Annotated in this window: 15 protein-coding genes, 2 tRNA genes and 1 pseudogene; 6 read left to right on the top strand and 12 right to left on the bottom strand. The window is 60.0% G+C overall.

Annotation, left to right across the window (positions count from 1 at the left end; all coding sequences use genetic code 11):
- Positions 1–55: 55 nt before the first annotated feature.
- The 3 genes from KSS97_RS03925 to KSS97_RS03915 all read right to left on the bottom strand — a co-directional run bounded on the left by KSS97_RS03925 (position 56) and on the right by KSS97_RS03915 (position 4054).
- Positions 56–517: a hypothetical protein gene (locus KSS97_RS03925; RefSeq protein ID WP_217861125.1), complete on the bottom strand. Its 462-nt coding sequence runs from the start codon at positions 515–517 to the stop codon at positions 56–58.
- Entirely contained in the window at positions 514–1440 is a 927-nt protein-coding gene (ssp4, locus tag KSS97_RS03920) for an Ssp4 family T6SS effector (RefSeq protein WP_030140150.1), read from the bottom strand. Before ssp4 ends, KSS97_RS03925 begins: the two co-directional genes overlap by 4 nt.
- 301 nt (positions 1441–1741) lie before the next feature.
- Positions 1742–4054: a YgiQ family radical SAM protein gene (locus KSS97_RS03915; RefSeq protein WP_030140151.1), complete on the bottom strand. Its 2313-nt coding sequence runs from the start codon at positions 4052–4054 to the stop codon at positions 1742–1744.
- A gap of 206 nt (positions 4055–4260) precedes the next feature.
- Here KSS97_RS03915 and KSS97_RS28320 point away from each other — a divergent pair, with 206 nt between their 5' ends.
- The gene (locus KSS97_RS28320) at positions 4261–4863 is read left to right on the top strand and encodes a dermonecrotic toxin domain-containing protein (protein ID WP_225936087.1); all 603 of its coding nucleotides are present in this window, start codon (positions 4261–4263) and stop codon (positions 4861–4863) included.
- Position 4864: 1 nt separating this feature from the next.
- Positions 4865–8293, top strand: coding sequence for a dermonecrotic toxin domain-containing protein (locus tag KSS97_RS03910; protein ID WP_368373405.1), 3429 nt, complete (start codon positions 4865–4867; stop codon positions 8291–8293).
- Here the strand turns inward: KSS97_RS03910 and dnaB are convergent, their stop codons facing one another.
- The 7 genes from dnaB to rnr all read right to left on the bottom strand — a co-directional run bounded on the left by dnaB (position 8294) and on the right by rnr (position 15572).
- A complete protein-coding gene (dnaB, locus tag KSS97_RS03905; RefSeq protein WP_027911801.1) occupies positions 8294–9691 on the bottom strand; it encodes a replicative DNA helicase in 1398 nt (465 codons plus the stop codon).
- A gap of 117 nt (positions 9692–9808) precedes the next feature.
- The gene (rplI, locus tag KSS97_RS03900; protein WP_003186385.1) at positions 9809–10255 is read right to left on the bottom strand and encodes a 50S ribosomal protein L9; all 447 of its coding nucleotides are present in this window, start codon (positions 10253–10255) and stop codon (positions 9809–9811) included.
- An 18-nt stretch (positions 10256–10273) separates the two neighbouring features.
- The gene (locus KSS97_RS03895) at positions 10274–11167 is read right to left on the bottom strand and encodes a YybS family protein (protein WP_030140152.1); all 894 of its coding nucleotides are present in this window, start codon (positions 11165–11167) and stop codon (positions 10274–10276) included.
- Positions 11168–11203: 36 nt separating this feature from the next.
- Entirely contained in the window at positions 11204–11434 is a 231-nt protein-coding gene (rpsR, locus tag KSS97_RS03890) for a 30S ribosomal protein S18 (protein WP_002551829.1), read from the bottom strand.
- A 28-nt stretch (positions 11435–11462) separates the two neighbouring features.
- Positions 11463–11891, bottom strand: coding sequence for a 30S ribosomal protein S6 (rpsF, locus tag KSS97_RS03885; RefSeq protein ID WP_003186395.1), 429 nt, complete (start codon positions 11889–11891; stop codon positions 11463–11465).
- Between the two features lie 304 nt (positions 11892–12195).
- Positions 12196–12957 carry a 23S rRNA (guanosine(2251)-2'-O)-methyltransferase RlmB gene (rlmB, locus tag KSS97_RS03880; RefSeq protein WP_030140153.1) on the bottom strand — a complete coding sequence of 254 codons (762 nt, stop codon included), beginning with the start codon at positions 12955–12957 and terminating at the stop codon, positions 12196–12198.
- Positions 12954–15572 carry a ribonuclease R gene (gene rnr / locus KSS97_RS03875; RefSeq protein WP_198797211.1) on the bottom strand — a complete coding sequence of 873 codons (2619 nt, stop codon included), beginning with the start codon at positions 15570–15572 and terminating at the stop codon, positions 12954–12956. Before rnr ends, rlmB begins: the two co-directional genes overlap by 4 nt.
- Positions 15573–15798: 226 nt before the next feature.
- On the opposite strand from rnr, the gene KSS97_RS03870 reads away from it, so the two are divergent.
- The 4 genes from KSS97_RS03870 to KSS97_RS03855 all read left to right on the top strand — a co-directional run bounded on the left by KSS97_RS03870 (position 15799) and on the right by KSS97_RS03855 (position 18965).
- Positions 15799–15885 (top strand) — tRNA-Leu (locus KSS97_RS03870).
- Between the two features lie 176 nt (positions 15886–16061).
- A tRNA-Leu gene (locus KSS97_RS03865) sits at positions 16062–16148 on the top strand.
- Positions 16149–16389: 241 nt separating this feature from the next.
- Positions 16390–17400, top strand: a complete 1011-nt coding sequence (locus KSS97_RS03860; protein ID WP_198797212.1) for an extracellular solute-binding protein — start codon at positions 16390–16392, stop codon at positions 17398–17400.
- Positions 17400–18965, top strand: a complete 1566-nt coding sequence (locus KSS97_RS03855) for an ABC transporter permease (protein ID WP_217861124.1) — start codon at positions 17400–17402, stop codon at positions 18963–18965. Before KSS97_RS03860 ends, KSS97_RS03855 begins: the two co-directional genes overlap by 1 nt.
- A gap of 49 nt (positions 18966–19014) precedes the next feature.
- Here the strand turns inward: KSS97_RS03855 and KSS97_RS28670 are convergent, their stop codons facing one another.
- Both KSS97_RS28670 and KSS97_RS28665 read right to left on the bottom strand, forming a co-directional pair.
- Positions 19015–19719: a methyl-accepting chemotaxis protein gene (locus KSS97_RS28670; protein WP_411829961.1), complete on the bottom strand. Its 705-nt coding sequence runs from the start codon at positions 19717–19719 to the stop codon at positions 19015–19017.
- Between the two features lie 201 nt (positions 19720–19920).
- Positions 19921–19974 (bottom strand): annotated as a pseudogene (locus tag KSS97_RS28665) (hypothetical protein); the annotation flags it as partial.
- Positions 19975–20500 lie beyond the last annotated feature (526 nt).

Raw genomic sequence — 20500 nt, 5'->3', positions numbered from 1 at the left:
GTACTGATCTGCAAAGGCCGCACATAAATGCGGCGCGGGGCGGTAGCGAATCGACTCAGCGGCGCGGGCGCGAGGCCTTGGCGGACTGGAGGATGCGTTCGCGTTGGTGGCGGATTTCGATGAGTTTGCTGCGCATTTCCCGGTGGCGTTTGCTGTTGAGCAGCAGGAGTCCCAGTAGCGGCAACAGCACCGCAAACACGTACACACCTTGATGCGGCCCATAAGCAAACGTCGGCAACACCGCCGCCAGACAGGCGAGGAAATAACCCGCCACCCACCAGATCGCCCAGGCGCGTCCGCGTGCGATCATGAGATTGCCCAGGACCAGGACACTCACCAGAGCCAACGTGCCGAGCCCAACATAGTTGCTCCTGACGGAAGGCTCCAAGGCACGCCAATAAGTGCCTCCGGACAAAACCAGCAGCGCAGATCCGGAAAAGCAGCCCAGAAAGATCGTCCCCATGAACACCGGAAAATAACGGGCGAGGAACTGCTTCAATGATCCGCCGCCGATCATTCCGTGAACTCCTCATACAACCCGACGGCAACAGTCTTCACAGCACCATCGCCGGTATAGCTGCCAATGATCCCCAAAGCGCCGCCGAGAGAATCCTTTATTTGAGTCAGCGTGGCGTGCCTGATTTCAGCGGAGGAGTAACGCTTGGGCAAGGCGCCCGCTCGTTGCTGCAGTTTGAGCAGCTTGGCGGTAAGACTCGGATCTTTCAGGGTCAACAATTCCTTTGTCAGTTTGCTGCGCTCCTGACGACTCAGGCCCTTGAGCAACTGATACCAGCTCTTCCCGGTGCCGGCTGCCTTGCTGGCCTTCAGCAGCCGAACAGTCGTGAGAGCCGAGCCACCGACGCCCACAAGGGAAACACCGTCGAGAATGGGGCTTACGATGTTGTACCAATCGGCGTCGTTCATTTCATCGTTGCCAGTAGGATTGGTTAACTCATTCGCCACCCGCATCCCGCCGATGACGCATTGCGCAGTGCTGGCCGTCGCCGCAGCGGCGCCCAGGGCAACGACAAAGGCACTGGCTCCGGCGGTGAATGGCACAGCGACGCTTCCGCTGAATACCACCACCCAACCGATGACAGCGGCGACGCAAGACAAACCGGCGTTCATCGACTCAGTCCCGAGTTTTGACTCACGCGGACTGCTTTTTACCTGATCGATGAATTGCTGCGGGGCGATGTATTTCTTGGCCTCGCGCAAAATGATTCGCTTGGGCGCGATGCTGCAAATCGGCTTGAATTCGCGCAGCGTCACCACGTTGTACTCGGAATCGATGTACACCACGCCCGCACCGGCGATGTTGGGGTCGGCATCGATGGCTGCGAACAGACGCGGCAAGTTGACTTGGCTTTCGATGCGTTTGCGGGCCATGAACTGGGAAAAGCTCAGGTCCATGCCAATGCCCGTTGAAGCGCTGCTCATATGAATCGTCCTTGAGAATCGGAAAGTGGGGCTTTATCCACACTGAACACCCGTGGCGAGGGAGCTTGCTCCCGCTCGGCGGCGAAGCCGTCGTAAACCGGCCGGCACGGTCTGCCTGGGAACATTGCATGGGATTGTTTGGGGCCGCTTCGCAGCCCAGCGGGAGCAAGCTCCCTCGCCACAAAAGCGATGCATCCGCCGTCACGCCGTTGGCGGTCGCCACGATAACAAACAGCCAGCACGCCCGCTAGAAAGCAAAACGCCAGCACTAAGGCTGGCGTTTTGCGAGGTGGCGGGGTGATCAGCGCGGTACGACAGGCTTGCGCGCCGGCTTCGGTCCCTTGCCCTTGGCCGCGTCCTTGCGCTCCTTGGCGGCCTTCTGGTTGCGGGCGAACGCGGCGGCCTTGGCTTGCTCGCGCTTGTCCCAGGCATTGCCGCCGTCGCTGGCACGTGGGGGCAGGCCGGTGTGCTGGGTCAGGATCTTGGTAGTTTCCTTGGCCACTTTATGGCTGCCAGCCGGCGTCGAGTTCTTGCGACGGGCGCTCTGGTAGCTGTCGGTGGCCGGCTGGTGCAACGGAATCAACTGGTGCTTGCCCGGCCCGATCAGGTCAGCGCGACCCATGCGGGTCAGTGCTTCGCGCAGCATCGGCCAGCCTTTCGGGTCGTGATAACGCAGGAACGCCTTGTGCAGGCGGCGCTGTTCTTCACTCTTGACGATGGTCACCGCGTCGCTCTTGTAGGTGACCTTGCGCAGCGGGTTCTTGCCCGAGTGGTACATGGCGGTGGCAGTGGCCATCGGCGACGGATAGAACGCCTGCACCTGGTCGGCCCGGAAGCCGTTGCCCTTGAGCCACAGCGCCAGGTTCATCATGTCTTCGTCAGTGGTACCCGGGTGAGCCGCGATGAAGTATGGAATCAGGTACTGCTCTTTCCCGGCTTCCTTGGTGTACTTCTCGAACATGCGCTTGAACTTGTCATAGCTGCCGATGCCCGGCTTCATCATCTGGTTGAGCGGACCTTCCTCGGTGTGCTCCGGGGCGATCTTCAGGTAACCACCGACGTGGTGGGTCACCAGTTCCTTGACGTATTCCGGCGACTCGACCGCCAGGTCGTAACGCAGGCCGGAGGCGATCAGGATCTTCTTCACCCCAGGCAAGGCCCGGGCGCTGCGGTACAGCTGGATCAGCGACGAATGGTCGGTGTTCAGGTTCGGGCAGATGCCAGGGAACACGCAGGATGGCTTGCGGCACGCGGATTCGATTTCCGGGCTCTTGCAGGCGATGCGGTACATGTTCGCGGTCGGCCCGCCAAGGTCGGAAATCACCCCGGTGAAGCCAGGGACCTTGTCGCGGATCTCTTCGATCTCGCGAATGATGGACTCTTCGGAACGGTTCTGGATGATCCGGCCTTCGTGCTCGGTGATCGAGCAGAACGTGCAGCCACCGAAGCAGCCGCGCATGATGTTCACCGAGAAACGAATCATCTCGTAGGCCGGGATCTTCTCCTTGCCGTAGGCCGGATGAGGAACACGTGCGTAAGGCATGCCAAACACGTAGTCCATTTCTTCAGTGGTCATCGGAATGGGCGGCGGGTTGAACCAGACATCGACTTCGCCGTGCTTCTGCACCAGCGCACGGGCGTTACCCGGGTTGGTCTCCAGGTGCAGCACGCGGTTGGCGTGGGCATAGAGCACCGCATCGCCACGGACCTTTTCCACCGACGGCAGGCGGATCACGGTCTTGTCGCGGGTCATCTTCGGGCTTGCCAGGATCTGCACGACCTTGGCTTCGCTCGGGTCTTCTGCACTTGAGAAAGTCGACCCTTTTTCCTGCTCGATGGCGCAGGCTTGCGTGTCCTGGGTATTCACGTACGGGTTGATGATCTTGTCGATCTTGCCCGGACGGTCGATACGCGTGGAATCGACTTCGTACCAGCCTTGCGGTGTGTCACGACGGATGAACGCGGTGCCGCGCACGTCGGTGATGTCTTCGATCTTGTGGCCATAGGACAGGCGCTGGGCGACTTCGACAATCGCTCGCTCGGCGTTGCCGTAGAGCAGGATATCGGCGCAGGCGTCGATCAGGATCGAGTTGCGCACCCGGTCCTGCCAGTAATCGTAGTGGGCGATGCGGCGCAGGGACGCTTCGATGCCGCCGAGCACGATCGGCACGTGCTTGTAGGCTTCCTTGCAGCGTTGGCTGTAGACCAGGCTCGCGCGGTCCGGCCGCTTGCCCGCCAGGCCACCGGGGGTGTAGGCGTCATCGGAGCGGATTTTCTTGTCGGCGGTGTAGCGGTTGATCATCGAGTCCATGTTGCCGGCCGCGACGCCGAAAAACAGGTTGGGCTCGCCGAGCTTCATGAAATCGTCTTTGGACTGCCAGTTCGGCTGGGCAATGATCCCGACACGGAAGCCTTGGGCTTCCAGCAGACGGCCAATGATCGCCATACCGAACGACGGGTGATCGACGTAGGCATCACCGGTCACGATGATGATGTCGCACGAATCCCAGCCGAGCTGATCCATCTCCTCCCTGCTCATCGGCAGGAACGGCGCCGGGCCGAAACATTCGGCCCAGTACTTGGGATAGTCAAATAACGGCTTGGCTGCTTGCATGTCGATGACCGGTATAAAGGATGAAAAATCGCGGGCGCGGAATATAGCACAAAAAACAACCAATTCCGACCACAGCGGTCGGCTTTTGCCTCACCCCGCCCGAGTACCCTATTTGCAGAGGGCGCAGGCGCCACATAGTTACCGCTCGTCGAAATGACTATCGGAATAACTTTGGATAGACCAATCACACCATCAGTGGTCTTCCAATGAGTACAAAAGGTTCCCAGGCGCAAGAAACACTTTCTTCAGCGCCATCTATCCATCCACATGAGGCCTTCATCAAGACACAACTTCCTCCCTGGATCAAAAAAGCAACACCGGCAATGCTCGAGGCGTTGCGACAACATCTGGTCAGCAGCAATCAGTCCAGACACGACATCAAAGAACTCCTCGACGAACTGAAAAGCCCCGAAGCCTTCGCCCGCCCCCTGGTACGTGACGCGATCCGTAAAAATTTTTCCGGGCTAGTGAAGGATGAGAACGCCCTTCTTGTGCGCGAGTGGAAAAGCAGTCACCTGCTGGGCCTGATCAAAACCCACGACAAAACCACCGAACAGACGTTGCTGGAAGCTGCCCTGCAGAACTTCGAAGCCTCGGAAACAGAGGTCGGTGGGATGGAGCAAGGCACAGGTATCTATAACGTCCCCCAAACCGGAAGGACCTTGACGTCCGTTTCCCCAGCCCGATTCGCCGCCGTTTGTCGTCAACTGGACCTCGGCGGCCAGTACCTCACGCACCTCAACGAAGTACTTCAACCAACAACCCAACCAGGCGCCAAGCGCCAAGCGCACCGCGGCACAAGTCCTTGAGATTCTCCATCGGCATGAACGCAATTGTTTCGGGGTCGCCCTGCTCTGCGCTCATATTCGGAGCGAGCTGGCACCCGCGATTTACCTGCAATTCCGTAGCCTGCAACGCGAGGTCTCTCATCCGGATTTGCTATGCAGTCATCTGACCATCAAGGACGTCGTGATCCCTACTGTTCTGGTGATCCAGCAAAAGCAGGCCGATAAAAAGATCATTCTCTATACGCCGAACGACCCGGTCTTGCCGTTTCGTAGCCATGAAACCATGGACGATCTGCACCACAGCCTCGCCGAGCGTTTGAGCACGCCCGCCTATGCGGAATTTTTCAGTTGCCTCGTGCCCCTGGAGCACAGGGGTACGCTCTTGACCGTGCAGCCTGCTCGAACCTACTTTCTCCAAGCCGAGATACGCATGCACACCGAGCGCGCCACGCTGAACGAACCCGTTGCCGTCGCCGCAATCCAGGGAAATATATACCAGGCCATGGCCGTGCAACGGATCGCACAGATCCAGAACGATGCCCGTGTCCTCGCCACCCCCACGGCCGATGTCGATATTCTCAGCCAGCAAAAACGCCTTCAACGGTACGCCGACCTAGGCAAGTCCGTGCTGTTTTTTGCGGCATCGTTCGTCCCCGTCGTCGGAGAAGTATTGCTGGTGGTTGCCGCCGTACAGCTGACCGAAACGATCTATGACGGATTCGCCGCCTGGAGCCGGGGCGACAGCGACCAGGCCTTGAATGACTTATTGGACGTTGTGGATAACGCGGCTTTGGCCGTGGCGACCGCAGGAGCCCTCAAGGGCGCTGGCTTCACGGCAAAACTGGTGAAAGTCCACGTACGCAACAAGGGGTGGCGCCTCTGGCACTCGGACCTTGGCGCGTACCGTGACCCCATAATCCTGCCCGAAGAGCTCCCCGCCAACGCCGAAGGCATCTATCTACATGAACAACGGCATTATCTGAAGCTCGACGACGGTGTCCATGCCATACAACGCGACCCGCAAGACCAGCAGTGGCGATTGCTTCATCCAATGGATTCAAAGGCCTACTCTCCTCCTTTGCTGCGCAATGGCGTTGGCGGCTGGCGTCACTCGCATGAGGCGCCCAAGCATTGGGACGAGTTCAAGCTGATCAAGCGATTAGGGCCGGACGCCGCCAACATCAAGCCAGCAGCGGCTGAACACATCCTGCTGCTCAGCGGAGTCGACAACACGACGCTGCGCCAAGCCCACGAGGACGCGGTACGCCCCCCGGCACTGCTGCGCGATACGGTCAAACGATTCAATCTCGATCAGGAGATCAGCGATTTCTCTTTCGACCGCGCCACAGGTGCGAGCGTCACCCCCTACAGTCCATTCCTTCAGTTTCACGCGGTGAGTTCACTGCCAAAATGGCCGCAAAACCGCACCCTGTCAGTGGTTGACCAACAGCAACGCGTCTTGCTTAGCCATGGGAGCGGGCCCGCTGAAACCCGAATACCGGACTCGCGATTTCGCAAAGGAGAGTTGTTGCATGCCTTGGAGGAGCTAATGTCGCAGCAGGAATTCAACGCACTCCTGCAGCCTCCCTATATTCACGACTTCAGTAAAGTCGAAAACCTGGCAGTGACGCTCCGTAACCAAGTGCAGGCGAATAGGCAACGGCTGTTCACTTGGCTGACCGAACTCAGCGACAAAACCAAGGATCCGATTCAACAGGACATTCGCAATGCCATGCCAACATTGTCGAGAAGCCATTTGGAAGAAATGGCCGCTGTCCTGAGTCCGGAACAACGACTGCGATTATCGATGGAAAAAAGCCTGACGTCCCAACAACGCTGGGAGGCTGATCGATACATTGAAGACCTTCGAATCAATCGAGCAGGTGAGAACATCTATCTGGACTCGGTGAACGATAATGAAGGGCTACCGCTTGTCCTGGACACCTTGGACCAGCTACCTGGCTGGCCATCCTGGCGACGAATAGACGTACGCGACCAGAGCCTCAGCGGTCCGTTGCTCGGCAGCAATGGCAGCGAATCCGCAGGCCCCCACTATCTGCTGACCCGCCATAACGGCTTGTATACCCCCCACGACGCTGCGGGCAAACCGCTTCATTTACCCAGTGATTTATTCCATGCCCTTGAGCATGTTCTTTCGGACACAGAGCTCAGTGCCGTCCTCAGCCGATCAAGCGCAACCACCCTCAAACAGGCAATTCGCCAGGCAAACGTGAAATTAATGGCCGCACGCCCATACGCCGTTCGAGCAAAAGGCTCAGGCGTACGGGTGCCTGACATGACAATGCAGCCCCTGGATCCGCTTTTCGCAGCACCAACGCCACCTGCCGGACTGACATTGCGCAGTGATGGACTTTATCAGTCATCCCCTTTCCCGGGCGGCTTCGATCGCTATTACATCCAAGACAAAGGTCGTTACTTTCAAGTCAGGATGGATAGCCTGGGTATGCAACTGATCGATGCCCGCAGTCCTTTCAGAGCCTACAGGCCCTATATCAAAAAAGACCCCGCAGGTGGCTGGAGCCTCGATACCACCAAAGGCAGGATTCTCGGAGGGATGCCCTCCCCACCACTGACTTCCGTAGACACGGAATCCAGCGACGGATTCGAGTCGGCCGACTCTTCCACGGGTTACGAAACAGCAGACGACAACCTACTGCCAATCCCGTATTCAGCAGAAGAACTCAGCCACATGCGCTCCGTGAAGTCCTACCAATACAGCCAGAACTATCTGCGTATTTATAACCGCGCCAATAATGGCCGGTATCCAATCAGAGACACAGACGGCCAGCCAATGCGCATCAGGCGCCTACAAAGCCTCGGCACATCGCCCACCTCCGGCAAGACCTTCAGCAAAGACGTGGTCTTGCCATACATTCAATGGGAAGGTTATGAAAAAGTGGCGCGGTTGTATGAAGAGAAACTTGAAATCGTAACTTTCACCGCAGCCCATCAGAAATTCCCGGAGGAAGTCGCACTGATCGGCCAATCGGCCGTGGTGAATAAACGGCGGATAGGAAAAGGGGAAATCATCGGTATCTATGGTGGGGAGCTGGTTCCCATCCATGTCGCCTCGCATCGCCAGGATCCCTATTTGAACGATATCGCCCCGATAGAGCAGTCCAGCTCAAGTGGCGCAACTGTGCCCCGGCCTGTCAGAAGCAACGTGGTGCTTTCAGGCGACAATATCCTTTCTCGGATGAATACCATTTTCGAATACGAAGAGGGCACTCCGGTGAGACAAGCGGCCGCTGGCTATAACATCGAGTCGGCTTTTTTCAATGCCTATACCCAAAAAGGCAGCCAACCACAGGAATGCATAAAGCTAACGGCGTTCTTCGCAACCGAAGACATCCCGGCAAATACTGAGTTGCGTTGGAACTATCAATACGACGAACCGGCAATCAATTTGTTGTTTGGCCCCAGGACCTGATCACTCATCATCGTCGAAGTTGTAGCTACCCGGCGCCAGGTTCTCGAAGCGCGTGTATTTACCGATAAACGCCAGGCGGATGAAGCCGATCGGGCCGTTCCGCTGCTTGCCGATGATGATTTCGGCAATGCCCTTGTGCTCCGTCTCGGGGTGATACACCTCGTCGCGATACACGAACATGATCACGTCGGCGTCCTGCTCGATCGCTCCGGATTCCCGCAAGTCGGAGTTCACCGGGCGCTTGTTGGGGCGCTGTTCCAGGGAACGGTTCAGCTGCGACAGGGCCACGACCGGGCAGTTGAATTCCTTGGCCAGGGCCTTGAGGGAACGGGAGATCTCGGAAATCTCGTTGGTCCGGTTGTCACCGCTGGAACCGGGGATCTGCATCAACTGCAGGTAGTCGATCATGATCAGTGCGATGTCACCGTGCTCGCGCACCAGGCGACGGGTCCGGGCGCGCATTTCCGACGGGCTGATACCCGCCGTATCGTCAATGAACAGCTTGCGGTCGTTAAGCAGGTTGACCGCCGACGTGAGGCGCGGCCAGTCGTCATCTTCCAGTTGGCCGGAACGGACCTTGGTCTGGTCGATACGCCCCAGGGACGAGAGCATACGCATGATCAGCGATTCGCCAGGCATCTCGAGGGAGTACACCAGCACCGCCTTGTCGCTGCGCAGCACGGCGTTTTCCACCAGGTTCATCGCAAAGGTGGTCTTACCCATGGAGGGACGGCCGGCGACGATGATCAGGTCGGACGGTTGCAGGCCGCTGGTCTTCTCGTCGAGGTCGGTGTAGCCGGTGGACAGGCCGGTGATGGCGTTGTCGGTATTGAACAAGGTATCGATGCGGTCGATGGCCTTGGTCAACAGGTCATTGACGCTCACCGGGCCGCCGGTTTTCGGCCGCGCCTCGGCGATCTGGAAAATCTGCCGCTCGGCTTCGTCGAGGATCTCGGCGGCGGTTCGCCCTTCCGGGTTGAACGCGCTGTCGGCGATCTCGGTGCTGATGCCGATCAACTGGCGCAAGGTCGCCCGCTCGCGCACGATTTGCGCATAGGCCTTGATGTTGGCGACCGACGGTGTGTTTTTCGCCAGTTCGCCCAGATAACCAAGGCCGCCGACCTGGGACGTCTGCCCTTCCTTGTCCAATTGCTCGGCCAGGGTCACGACGTCGATCGGCATGTTCTGATCGGCCAGACGGGCGATCGCACGGAAAATCAGGCGGTGGTCATGCCGGTAGAAATCGCCGTCGGAGACTTGATCGAGCACACGTTCCCAGGCGTTGTTGTCCAGCATCAGGCCACCGAGCACGGCCTGTTCGGCCTCGATGGAATGCGGAGGCACCTTCAGGGCAGCGGTTTGCAGATCGTATTGCTCGGGGGCGGTGATTTCGTTCATGGCCACGTCTGGTTATGAAAATCAGGAATTGCAGAAAGACAAAGGGCACGACCTGTAGACAGGATCGTGCCCGATGTTACCGGCAAGCACCCGGGGGTGCCAACCGACAGGTGTTGCTTAGGCTGCTACCACGACAACGCGTACGGTGGCTTCGACTTCGGCGTGCAGGTGCACGGCTACGTCGAATTCGCCTACGTTGCGGATGGTGCCGTTCGGCAGACGAACTTCGCTTTTCGCTACTTCAACGCCGGAGGCGGTCAGTGCGTCAGCGATGTCGTGGGTACCGATCGAACCGAACAGCTTGCCTTCGTCGCCAGCGGTGGCAGTGATGGTCACTTCCAGCTCGGCCAGTTGGGCAGCACGGCTTTCAGCCGATGCCTTACGGTCTGCGGCGGCTTTTTCCAGCTCAGCGCGACGCTCTTCGAACGCAGCCAGGTTGGCAGCGGTCGCAGCGGTGGCTTTGCCGAAAGGCAGCAGGTAGTTACGACCGTAGCCGGCCTTAACGTTTACTTTGTCGCCCAGGTTGCCCAGGTTGGCGATTTTTTCCAGAAGGATCAGTTGCATGTGAAAATCCTCTAACTTTTAACCTTCACCGTTCGCGCTGTCGGCGTCTTTCGGCGCCATACGACCGCGAAAATCAATCAGGCTGTCGACGATGGCCAGGACCACCAGCAACGGATAGATCAGCTGCATGAACAGCAACAACGTGACGTACAACCCCACCAGCCAGAACCTGGCCAGCCGCTTTTGCGCCACCAGCCCGTGAATCAGGGCCAGCGCGGCAAAGACCAGCGGTACGCTGCACAACGGCGTGAGCATCGCCATCTGCGGACCGAAGTTCGGCCCCAGAAGCATGCCCGCCAACAGCAACATCGCCAGCCCAAGCGGAAAGCGGATGGCGCGAAATTCGCGACCAAAACCACCCGGGTTGTACAACAACGCCTGCCAGTAGCGCCCGATAACCAGGCTCAGCACACTGACGATCTGCAACAAGGCCGCAATCAGTCCGGTCAGGACGGGGGCGATCAGGGACGCGAAACGCGCCTGCTCTTCTACCGACATCTGTTGGTAGAGATCACCGAGCGCCTCGGGCAGGATTTTTATCAAAGCCTGCGACAGCATCTCGATCTGGGGTTCGAAAGCCACCCCGAGCACCACTGAAAACACCACGCCTGTCGCTATGCTGACCAGCAGCACGCGGTTCCAGGATTCGCTGGCGCGCAACACCAACGCCAGCGCCGAAGTCCCCAGCAGCACCATGACGGCACGCGGGTCAGCGGCATACAACCACCAGAGCAAGGCCGGCAGCAGTCCCAGAGCAAGAACGCCCAAGGCGTCCCTCAATCCGCGCCGCAGGAGTACAAGACCCACCGCGGCAGCACCCAACCAATACAACAACGGCAATGCCGCACATCCAGCCACTACCAGAGTGGCCTGCACACGTCCCCGCATGATGAAGTCAGCTAAGGCGCGCATGCATTCAATCCCTTACTACTTGTCGACTGCCCGGTCTCAGCGGCCGTGGCTGTCGGTGTAGGCCAGCAGGGCCAGGAAGCGGGCGCGCTTGATAGCGGTGGCCAGCTGACGCTGATAACGAGCTTTGGTACCGGTGATACGGCTTGGAACGATTTTGCCGGTCTCGGATACGTAGGCTTTCAGAGTGTTGAGATCTTTGTAATCGATCTCTTTCACGTCTTCAGCGGTGAAGCGGCAGAATTTACGACGACGGAAGAAACGTGCCATGTGATTGGCTCCTTAAAAGGTCCGTGGATTACTCGTCAGCGTTATCGCTGTTGTCGCTGTCGCTATCGCTGTCATCGCCATCGGCGCTGTCAGAGTGCTCAGGACGGTCGCGACGCTCACGGCGCTCACTGCGGTTTTCTTCAGCCTTGAGCATCTCGGATTGGCCGGTGACGGCTTCTTCGCGACGGATGACCAGGTTACGGATCACTGCATCGTTGTAGCGGAAGTTGTCTTCCAGCTCGGCCAGGGCCTTGCCAGTGCACTCAACGTTCAGCATCACGTAGTGAGCCTTGTGAACATTGTTGATTGCGTAGGCCAGTTGACGACGGCCCCAATCTTCCAGACGGTGGATTTTGCCGCCGTCTTCTTCGATCAGCTTGGTGTAACGCTCAACCATGCCGCCGACTTGCTCGCTTTGATCCGGGTGGACCAAAAAGATGATTTCGTAATGACGCATGAATGCTCCTTACGGGTTGTAGCCTGCCGCTCAAAAACGGTCAGACAAGGAGTGAATGACACTTATGGACTTGAGGACGCTAGACACATAAGTGCCTGCCATCACAGCAAGGGGCGCAATTGTAGAGAAGGGCCGAGGGCGGCGCAAGGCAATTGGTGATTATTTGAACAGCGCCGTTCCTGACCCTACACAAAACACTGTGGGAGCGAGCTTGCTCGCGATAGAGGCGTGTCAGTCGACATTTGCGTCACTGATACACCGTCATCGCGAGCAAGCTCGCTCCCACATTTTGACCGCGCCTGGATTAAGGCTTCTTGGCGGCAGCCTTGGCGCCACGCTGGCGCAGGGCCTCGAACAGGCAGACGCCGGTGGCGACCGAGACGTTGAGGCTGCTGACACTGCCGGCCATCGGCAGCTTGACCAGGTAATCGCAATGCTCGCGGGTCAGGCGGCGCATGCCCTTGCCTTCGGCGCCCATGATCAGGATGGTCGGGCCGGTCAGGTCCTGGTCATAAATGCTGACCTCGGCCTCGCCCGCCGTGCCGACAACCCACAAGCCGCGCTGCTGGAGTTTCTCCAGGGTGCGCGCCAGGTTGGTCACCGCCACCAACGGAATGACTTCCGCCGCGCCGCAGGCAACTTTGCGCACCACGGGCGTCAAGGTTGCCGACTTGTCCTTGGGCACGATCACCGCCAGCGCACCGGCGGCATCCGCCGAACGCAGGCAGGCGCCAAGGTTATGAGGGTCGGTCACGCCGTCCAGCACCAGCAGCAGGGGAGCGCCTTCAGTGCGATCCAGGAGCTCGTCGAGCATCGCTTCGCCCCAGACCTGGCTCGGACTGACCTCGGCCACGACACCCTGGTGCACGCCTTCGACCCAGGCATCCATTTCGCGCCGCTCGGCCTGGCCGACCGCAACGCGGTTTTCGCCAGCCAGCTCAACCAGGGTCTGGACGCGCGGATCGCTACGCCCTTCCGCCAGCCAGATCTGCTTGACCCGCTTGGGGTGATGACGCAGCAACGCTTCCACGGCGTGCACGCCGTAGATTTTTTCCAACTGACTCATGACTTGGCCTTGGGTTTACGCGCCCCGCCGCTCTTGGCTGGGGCCGAGCCCGCTTTCGGCGGGCCCTTACGGTGTTTGCTAGGCTTGCTGGCCGCCTTGTCCGGGGCCGACCGTCCGGCCTTGCTCCCGGATGCAGCTTTACCACCATTCTTGGCTTCGGCCAGCAACGCCTGTTTCATTTCACGGCTTTTGCGCAACTCAGCGTTCTTCGCCGCAGCATCGCTTGGCCGATAGGCTTCGACAGCTTTTTCCTTGGCCGGACCACGACGCCCCGACCGGGACGACGAAGCAGGCTCCTCGGACTTGCTGGCAGGCGCTGCGGTTTCGGCACCACGCTTCTTGCGACCGATCGGCGCGCTGATGGTTTTTTCCGCCATCTCGAAGTCGATCTTGCGCTCGTCGAGGTCGACACGCATCACCCGCACTTCGACGGTATCGCCAAGGCGGAAGCTGCGCCCGGTGCGCTCGCCCGCCAGGCGGTGATGCACAGGATCGAAGTGGTAGTAATCGCCCGGCAGCGCGGTGACATGCACCAGGCCTTCGACGTAGATGTCAGTCAGCTCGACGAACAGGCCAAAACCAGTCACGGCGGTAATCACGCCAGGGAACGACTCACCGACGCGATCCTTCATGTATTCGCACTTGAGCCAGTTCACCACGTCACGAGTCGCTTCGTCGGCACGTCGCTCACTCATCGAGCATTGCTCGCCGAGCTGCTCCAGGGCGGCCTCGTCGTACGGATAGATACGCGCCTTCGGAATGGTCATCGCACCGGCACGCTTGACGTGCGGGGTGTTCATCTTCGAGTGGATCACGCTGCGGATGGCCCGGTGCGTGAGCAGGTCGGGGTAGCGACGGATCGGCGACGTAAAGTGGGTGTAGGCCTCGTAATTCAGGCCGAAGTGACCCTGGTTATCGGCGCTGTACACCGCCTGGCTCAACGAGCGCAGCATCACGGTCTGGATCAGGTGGAAATCCGGACGATCCTTGATACTCGCCAGCAGAGCCTGGTAATCCTTCGGCGATGGACCTTCCTTGCCTTTGTGAAGGGACAAGCCCAGCTCACCGAGGAACGCCCGCAGTTTTTCCAGGCGCTCTGGCGGCGGACCGTCGTGAACCCGGTACAACGCAGGGATTTCATGCTTCTTGAGGAATTCCGCCGTGGCAACGTTGGCCGCCAGCATGCACTCCTCGATCAGCTTGTGCGCGTCGTTGCGCACGGTCGGCCGGATTTCGGCGATCTTGCGCTCGGTACCGAAGATGATCCGGGTTTCCTGGGTTTCGAAATCGATCGCGCCGCGCACGTGGCGCGCCGCAAGCAGAACCTTGTACAGCGAGTAGAGCTGCTTGAGGTGCGGCACGACATCGGTGTACTCGCCACGCAGCTTGCGCGACTCGGCCAGCTTCGGCGTTTCCAGCATCGCGCTGACCTTGTTGTAGGTCAGGCGGGCGTGGGAATGAATCACGGCTTCATAGAAGCAGTAGTCAGTCATCTCGCCGGCCTTGGAGATGGTCATCTCGCAGACCATGGCCAGGCGGTCGACATGGGGATTGAGCGAGCACAGGCCGTTGGACAGTTGCTCAGGCAACATCGGCACGACGCGCTCGGGGAAGTACACCGAGTTGCCGCGAACCTGGGCTTCGGCATCCAGCGCCGAACCGAGCTTCACATAACTGGAAACGTCGGCAATCGCCACGTACAACTTCCAGCCGCCCGAGAACAGGCGCAACTTGCCGGGCCGGGCTTCGCAGTAGACCGCATCGTCGAAGTCACGGGCGTCTTCACCGTCGATGGTGACGAACGGCAGGTGGCGCAGGTCGATGCGCTTCTCTTTGTCTTTCTCTTCGACTTCCGGCTTGAGCTTGGCGGCTTCTTTCAAGACCGCTTCAGGCCAGACGTGAGGAATGTCGTAGGTGCGCAGGGCAACGTCGATTTCCATGCCCGGCGCCATGTAGTTGCCGACCACTTCCACCACATCGCCTTGCGGCTGGAAGCGCGGGGTTGGCCAGTGGGTGATCTTCACTTCGACGAACTGACCGATCTGCGCGTTGGCATTACGGCCTGGCGTGACCAGCACTTCTTGCTGGATCTTCGGGTTGTCGGCAACGACGAAACCGATGCCACCTTCCTCGAAATAGCGCCCCACGATGGTTTCGTGGGCACGGGAAACCACTTCGACGATCACGCCTTCACGACGCCCGCGTCGGTCCAGGCCGGAAACCCGGGCCAGCGCACGGTCGCCATCGAACACCAGGCGCATCTGCGCCGGGCTCATGAACAGATCGTCGCTGCCATCGTCCGGAATCAGGAAACCGAAGCCGTCGCGGTGGCCGGCGATGCGGCCCAGGATCAGATCGAGCTTGTCGACCGGGGCATAGGTGCCACGCCGGGTGTAGATCAGTTGAGCATCGCGCTCCATGGCACGCAGGCGGCGGCGCAGGGCTTCGAGCTGGTCCTCGGTGGTCAGGCCGAACTCTTCGACCAACTGCTCACGGCTAGCAGGCGAACCCCGATCGGCGAGATGCGCCAGGATCAGTTCGCGGCTAGGAATAGGGTTTTCATATTTTTCCGCTTCACGAGCGGCCTCGGGATCGAGGGACTGCCAATCGGCCATTAGAGAGTTTTCACCTTGTCTATATGCGGGTTAGTTTGGCATAGGCGTAATGAAACGGGAAATTTCAAGCATCAGATGCCTTTTCTAAAGTCTTTCGACACGCCTTTGAAGCCCCTGATTGCACCGCTCGTGAAATTTAGCGTTTTTTTTGCGCCCGGGGGTTTACAGTTAAAAACACGCTCCGTATAGTGCGCGCCATCGACGACGTAGACACGTTGCCGATATTGCCCAGATGGTGAAATTGGTAGACACGCCAGCTTCAGGTGCTGGTGACCGCAAGGTCGTGGAAGTTCGAGTCTTCTTCTGGGCACCAATTCAAGCTTCAAGGTTATACGCCTTGAACCTCACAAAAACCCGCGAAAGCGGGTTTTTGCATTTCTGCCCCCTGCAAATGCGTTTCAGCAATTACTAAAACAAAAACAGGGGTTTACAGATCAAAGCGCGCTCCGTATAGTGCGCCCCATCAACAGCGGCAACGCTGAAGATGCTGCCCAGATGGTGAAATTGGTAGACACGCCAGCTTCAGGTGCTGGTGACCGCAAGGTCGTGGAAGTTCGAGTCTTCTTCTGGGCACCAATTCAAGCTTCAAGGTTATACGCCTTGAACCTCACAAAAACCCGCGAAAGCGGGTTTTTGCGTTTCCGGGTTTAATACTCCCTCCGTGGCGAGGGAGCTTGCTCCCGCTGGAGGGCGAAGCCCTCCCCGGCCATCTGTCAGACAAGCCCAACTCCCCACTTATCGTCAAGACGCACATGAGAAACAATATCGTTTATCATTGTTACAAGTTTTTGCTACACGACAGTGAGGAACCCCGCGAATGATGTTTCGATCCACCCTGCGCCGCGCCCTGACCTTCACCCTGCTCGGCCTGACCCTCGCAACGCCCCTCACCCAAGCCGCCGACAAAGTGGAACTGACACTCTATAACGGCCAACACAAAGAAGTCGGCGACGAACTCGCCAAGGCCTTCGAGGCCAAGACCGGCATTCACGTCAACGTGCGCAAGGGCAGCAGCAACCAGCTCGCCAGCCAAGTCGTCGAAGAAGGCGACCGCTCCCCCGCCGATGTGATCTACACCGAAGAGTCGCCGCCGCTGAACAAGCTCGGCGAACAAGGCCTGCTGGCAAAGATCGATGATGCAACCCTCAATGTGCTTCCCAAAGACTATGTCGCCAACAACGGCACCTGGATGGGTGTGACCGCTCGCGTTCGCGTGGTCGCCTACAACCCCAAGCTGGTCGATGAAAAGGACCTGCCGAAAACCGTCCTCGATTTCGCCCAGCCACAATGGCAAGGCAAGGTCGGCTTCGTACCGACCAGCGGCGCGTTCCAGGAGCAAGCGGTAGCGATCATCAAATTGCACGGCAAGGAAGCCGCCGAAGAATGGCTCACCGGGCTACGCGCCTTCGGCAAGGTCTACAGCAACAACATGGTCGCCCTCAAAGCCGTGGAGAACGGCGAAGTGGCGACGGTCCTGGTGAACAATTACTACTGGTTCGCCCTGCAGCGGGAAAAGGGACAGCTCGATTCCAGACTGCATTACTTCACCGGCGGCGATGCCGGTGGCCTGGTCACCGTCTCCAGCGCCGCCGCACTGAAATCCAGCAAACACCCCAAGGAAGCCCAACAGTTGCTGGCCTACATGGCCAGCGAAGAAGGCCAGCGGGTGATTACCCAGACGTCCGCCGAATACCCGCTGCACAAGGGCATGACCTCGGATCGCGGCCTCAAGCCGTTCAATGAGCTGGAGCCACCGAAAGTCACCCCGGCCGACCTCGGCAATGCCGAAGAAGCCTTGGAACTGGAACGTGAAGTCGGCCTGAACTGATGACGCCGTCGCCAAGTGCCTCTCCCGCAGCCGGGGCTTACGCTCCCCGGCGCAAGCGCCCTTCGATCGGGTTGCTGCTGCCAGTGCTGCTGCTCGTCCTGCTGAGCCTGCTGCCATTGGCCTACGTGGTTACAAAGGCATGGCAGGCCGGCTGGGCAGAGGCATTGCATTTGCTGTGGCGGCCTTATGTATTCGGCTTGCTGCGCAACACGCTGATGCTGATGACCGGCGTCACGTTGGCCTGCGGCATCATCGGTCTGTCCCTGGCCTGGCTGCTGGAGCGCAGCAACCTGCCGGGGCGGCGCGTCTGGGGCGTTATCCTGTGCCTGCCGTTCGCGGTGCCGGCGTTTGTCAGCAGCTTCACCTGGGTTTCCCTGAGCGCTCAGTTCGAAGGGCTGGGCGGGGCAATCCTGGTGATGACACTGTCCAAATATCCGTTGATCTTTCTTCCCGTGGCGGCAACGCTGCGCAACCTCGACCCGTCCCTTGAAGAGTCCGCCCGCACCCTGGGCCACAACCGCTGGGGCGTGTTTTTTCGCGTCACCCCGCCCTTGCTCTGGCCTTCGCTGCTGGCCGGCTCCCTGCTGATTGCCCTGCACATGCTGGTGGAGTTCGGCGCGCTGTCGATCATCGGCCTGCAGACGTTTACCACAGCCATCTATCAACAGTTCGAACTGGAATTCAGCAACGCCAATGCCGCCATGCTGTCAGCGGTGTTGCTGGTGCTGTGCATGGCGCTGTTGTGGCTGGAACTGCGAGTACGCGGCAAGGGCCGCCATGTGCGCACCGGCCAAGGCGCGGCGCGCCAGGCCGGACAGGTACGGCTCGGCCCATGGACGCTTCTTGGGCAACTGTATTGCCTGGCCCTTGCGGTCATCGGCAGCGGAATTCCGCTGGGGATGTTGGCGTATTGGCTGGCAGTGGGTACGTCCGCCGCGTTTCCTGCGAGCGAAATTGGCGAAGCGTTATTGTCGTCCCTGGCACTTTCGCTGGGCGGCGCCGCGCTCTGCCTTGTGCTGGCCGTGCCGGTCGGCCTGCTGGTAGTGCGCCACAAGGGGCGGCTGGCGATATGGGCCGAACGCCTGCCTTACCTGCTGCATGCGCTGCCCGGATTGGTGATCGCCCTGAGCCTGGTGTATTTCGCCCTGCACTACGTGCCGGCGCTGTACCAGACTTCGGGCCTGCTGTTGATTGCCTATGCGCTGCTGTTCCTGCCACTGGCCCAGGCCCCGGTACGTACCGCGCTGAACAAGGCCGCGCCGCAGCTGGAAGAAGCGGCGCGCACGCTGGGAGCGTCGTCGTTCAGCGCGTTTTGCCGCGTGACCCTGCCGATCATCTTCCCGGCGCTGGGCGCGGCGTTCGCGTTGGTGTTCCTGGATGCGATGAAGGAATTGACCGCCACGCTGTTGCTGAGCCCGACCGGGCTCAATACGTTGGCGACAGCGGTCTGGGCACATACGTCGAATGTGGAGTTCGCGGCGGCAGCGCCGTATGCGGCGCTGTTGATAGTGGTGTCGGGGTTGCCGGTGTATTTACTGACGACGCGAATTTATCTGAGCCGCTGAGAGAGCTTTCGCGAGCAGGCTCGCGAAGAGACAGCCATTGAATCTCGAATCAGGCCCTGAACTGACCCAGGCTAGCCTTCAACTGCGCCGCCAGATTATCCAACACCTTGCCACTGGCCGTCGTTTCAACCACCGCCTGGGCAGCTTTCTCGGCCTGGGCATGAATGGTCTCGACCCGACCACGCACCGCTTGCGCACCCTGGGCCTGATGCGCCGCTGCCTGGGTCGCCAGACCGATGGCCGCATGCACCTGCTCGACCGACGCCTGCACCGACTGCTGCAGCCGCGCACTGTCACGCAATACCGACAGCCCCTCACTGGCCTGGCGCCCGGCCTGGCCAATCGCAGCCACTGCCTCCCGAGCCCCCTGCTGCAAGGCTACGATATGGGCCTGAATGTCGCCGGTTGAACTCTGGGTCTTGCTCGCCAGCGCCCTCACCTCATCCGCCACTACCGCAAACCCGCGCCCGGTCTCCCCGGCACGCGCTGCCTCGATGGCCGCATTCAAGGCCAGCAGGTTGGTTTGCTCGGCGATGCCGTGGATCACCGTCAGCACCACTTCGATCTGCTCGCTCTGCTGGGCCAGTCGCTCGATGACCTTCGCCCCCGTGTCCACCTGCCCGGCAAGCGCCTCGATCAAACTGCCGACCTTGGCCGACGTTCGAGTGGTTTCATCAGTGGCCTGACGGATCTCCACGACCTGCTGCAAGGCCGCCTGCATCGCCTGGCTTTCCGACTGCGCCTCATCGGCCATCTGCGACAGCGCTCGCAGGCTCTCGGCCACTTCATCGCGCTGCATCCCGGCCGCCGCGTCGGCACCGGAGTTGCGCAAGGTCATCGCGCCAATTTCCTGACCAGTACGCTGGGCCACGTCCCCCGCCTCGCGCACGATGGGTTGCAACTTATCCACAAAGCGATTGACCGCCGAGGCCATGTCGCCGATTTCGTCCTTGCTGTTGATCTGCACGCGCTTGGTCAAATCGCCCTCGCCCGCCGCCAGGTCGTTCATCGCAGCGATCAACAGCTTCAGGCGATTGACCACCCGACGCCCCAGCACCACGGCCAGCAACACCAACACGCCCAACCCCACCAGCGCCAAGCCCAGGCCGATGCGCCAACGCAACGTCCCCGCAGCTTCCTGCACGGTGGCGGCGGTATTGGTCTGCATTTCGGTCGCGGTGGCCTGCGCCGAGCCCAGCCGGCCGCGCATCGCGGCGGCGCTGTCGGCAGCCGCGCCCTTCAGGCTGTCGCCCACCAGTTGATCGCTGCTGGCGATCAATGCGGAGAAACGCTGGTCAAGCGCCTTCAGGTCGGTCTCCACTGAAGCGGTGGAAACGCCCATCAGCACCTTGCCGATTTCCACCCCATTGGGGTTGATCGAGGCTTCGAGGTAAAAAACCGATGGATCGTTCTTCGCCGCGTCCAGCACTTTGTCCAGTGCCCGTTCGCCCTTGCCCTTTTCCAACAGGGCCTTGTTGATCGGATTTTCCCGGTTCAGATAACGGGTCAGGTGTTCGCCAGCGGCGTCGTCGTAG

The sequence above is a fragment of the Pseudomonas alvandae genome (assembly GCF_019141525.1).
In the GTDB taxonomy this organism is placed as follows: Bacteria; Pseudomonadota; Gammaproteobacteria; order Pseudomonadales; family Pseudomonadaceae; genus Aquipseudomonas; species Aquipseudomonas alvandae.
Note: the sequence above shows the minus strand (reverse complement) of the source record. Positions and strands in the feature narration are given on the sequence as shown.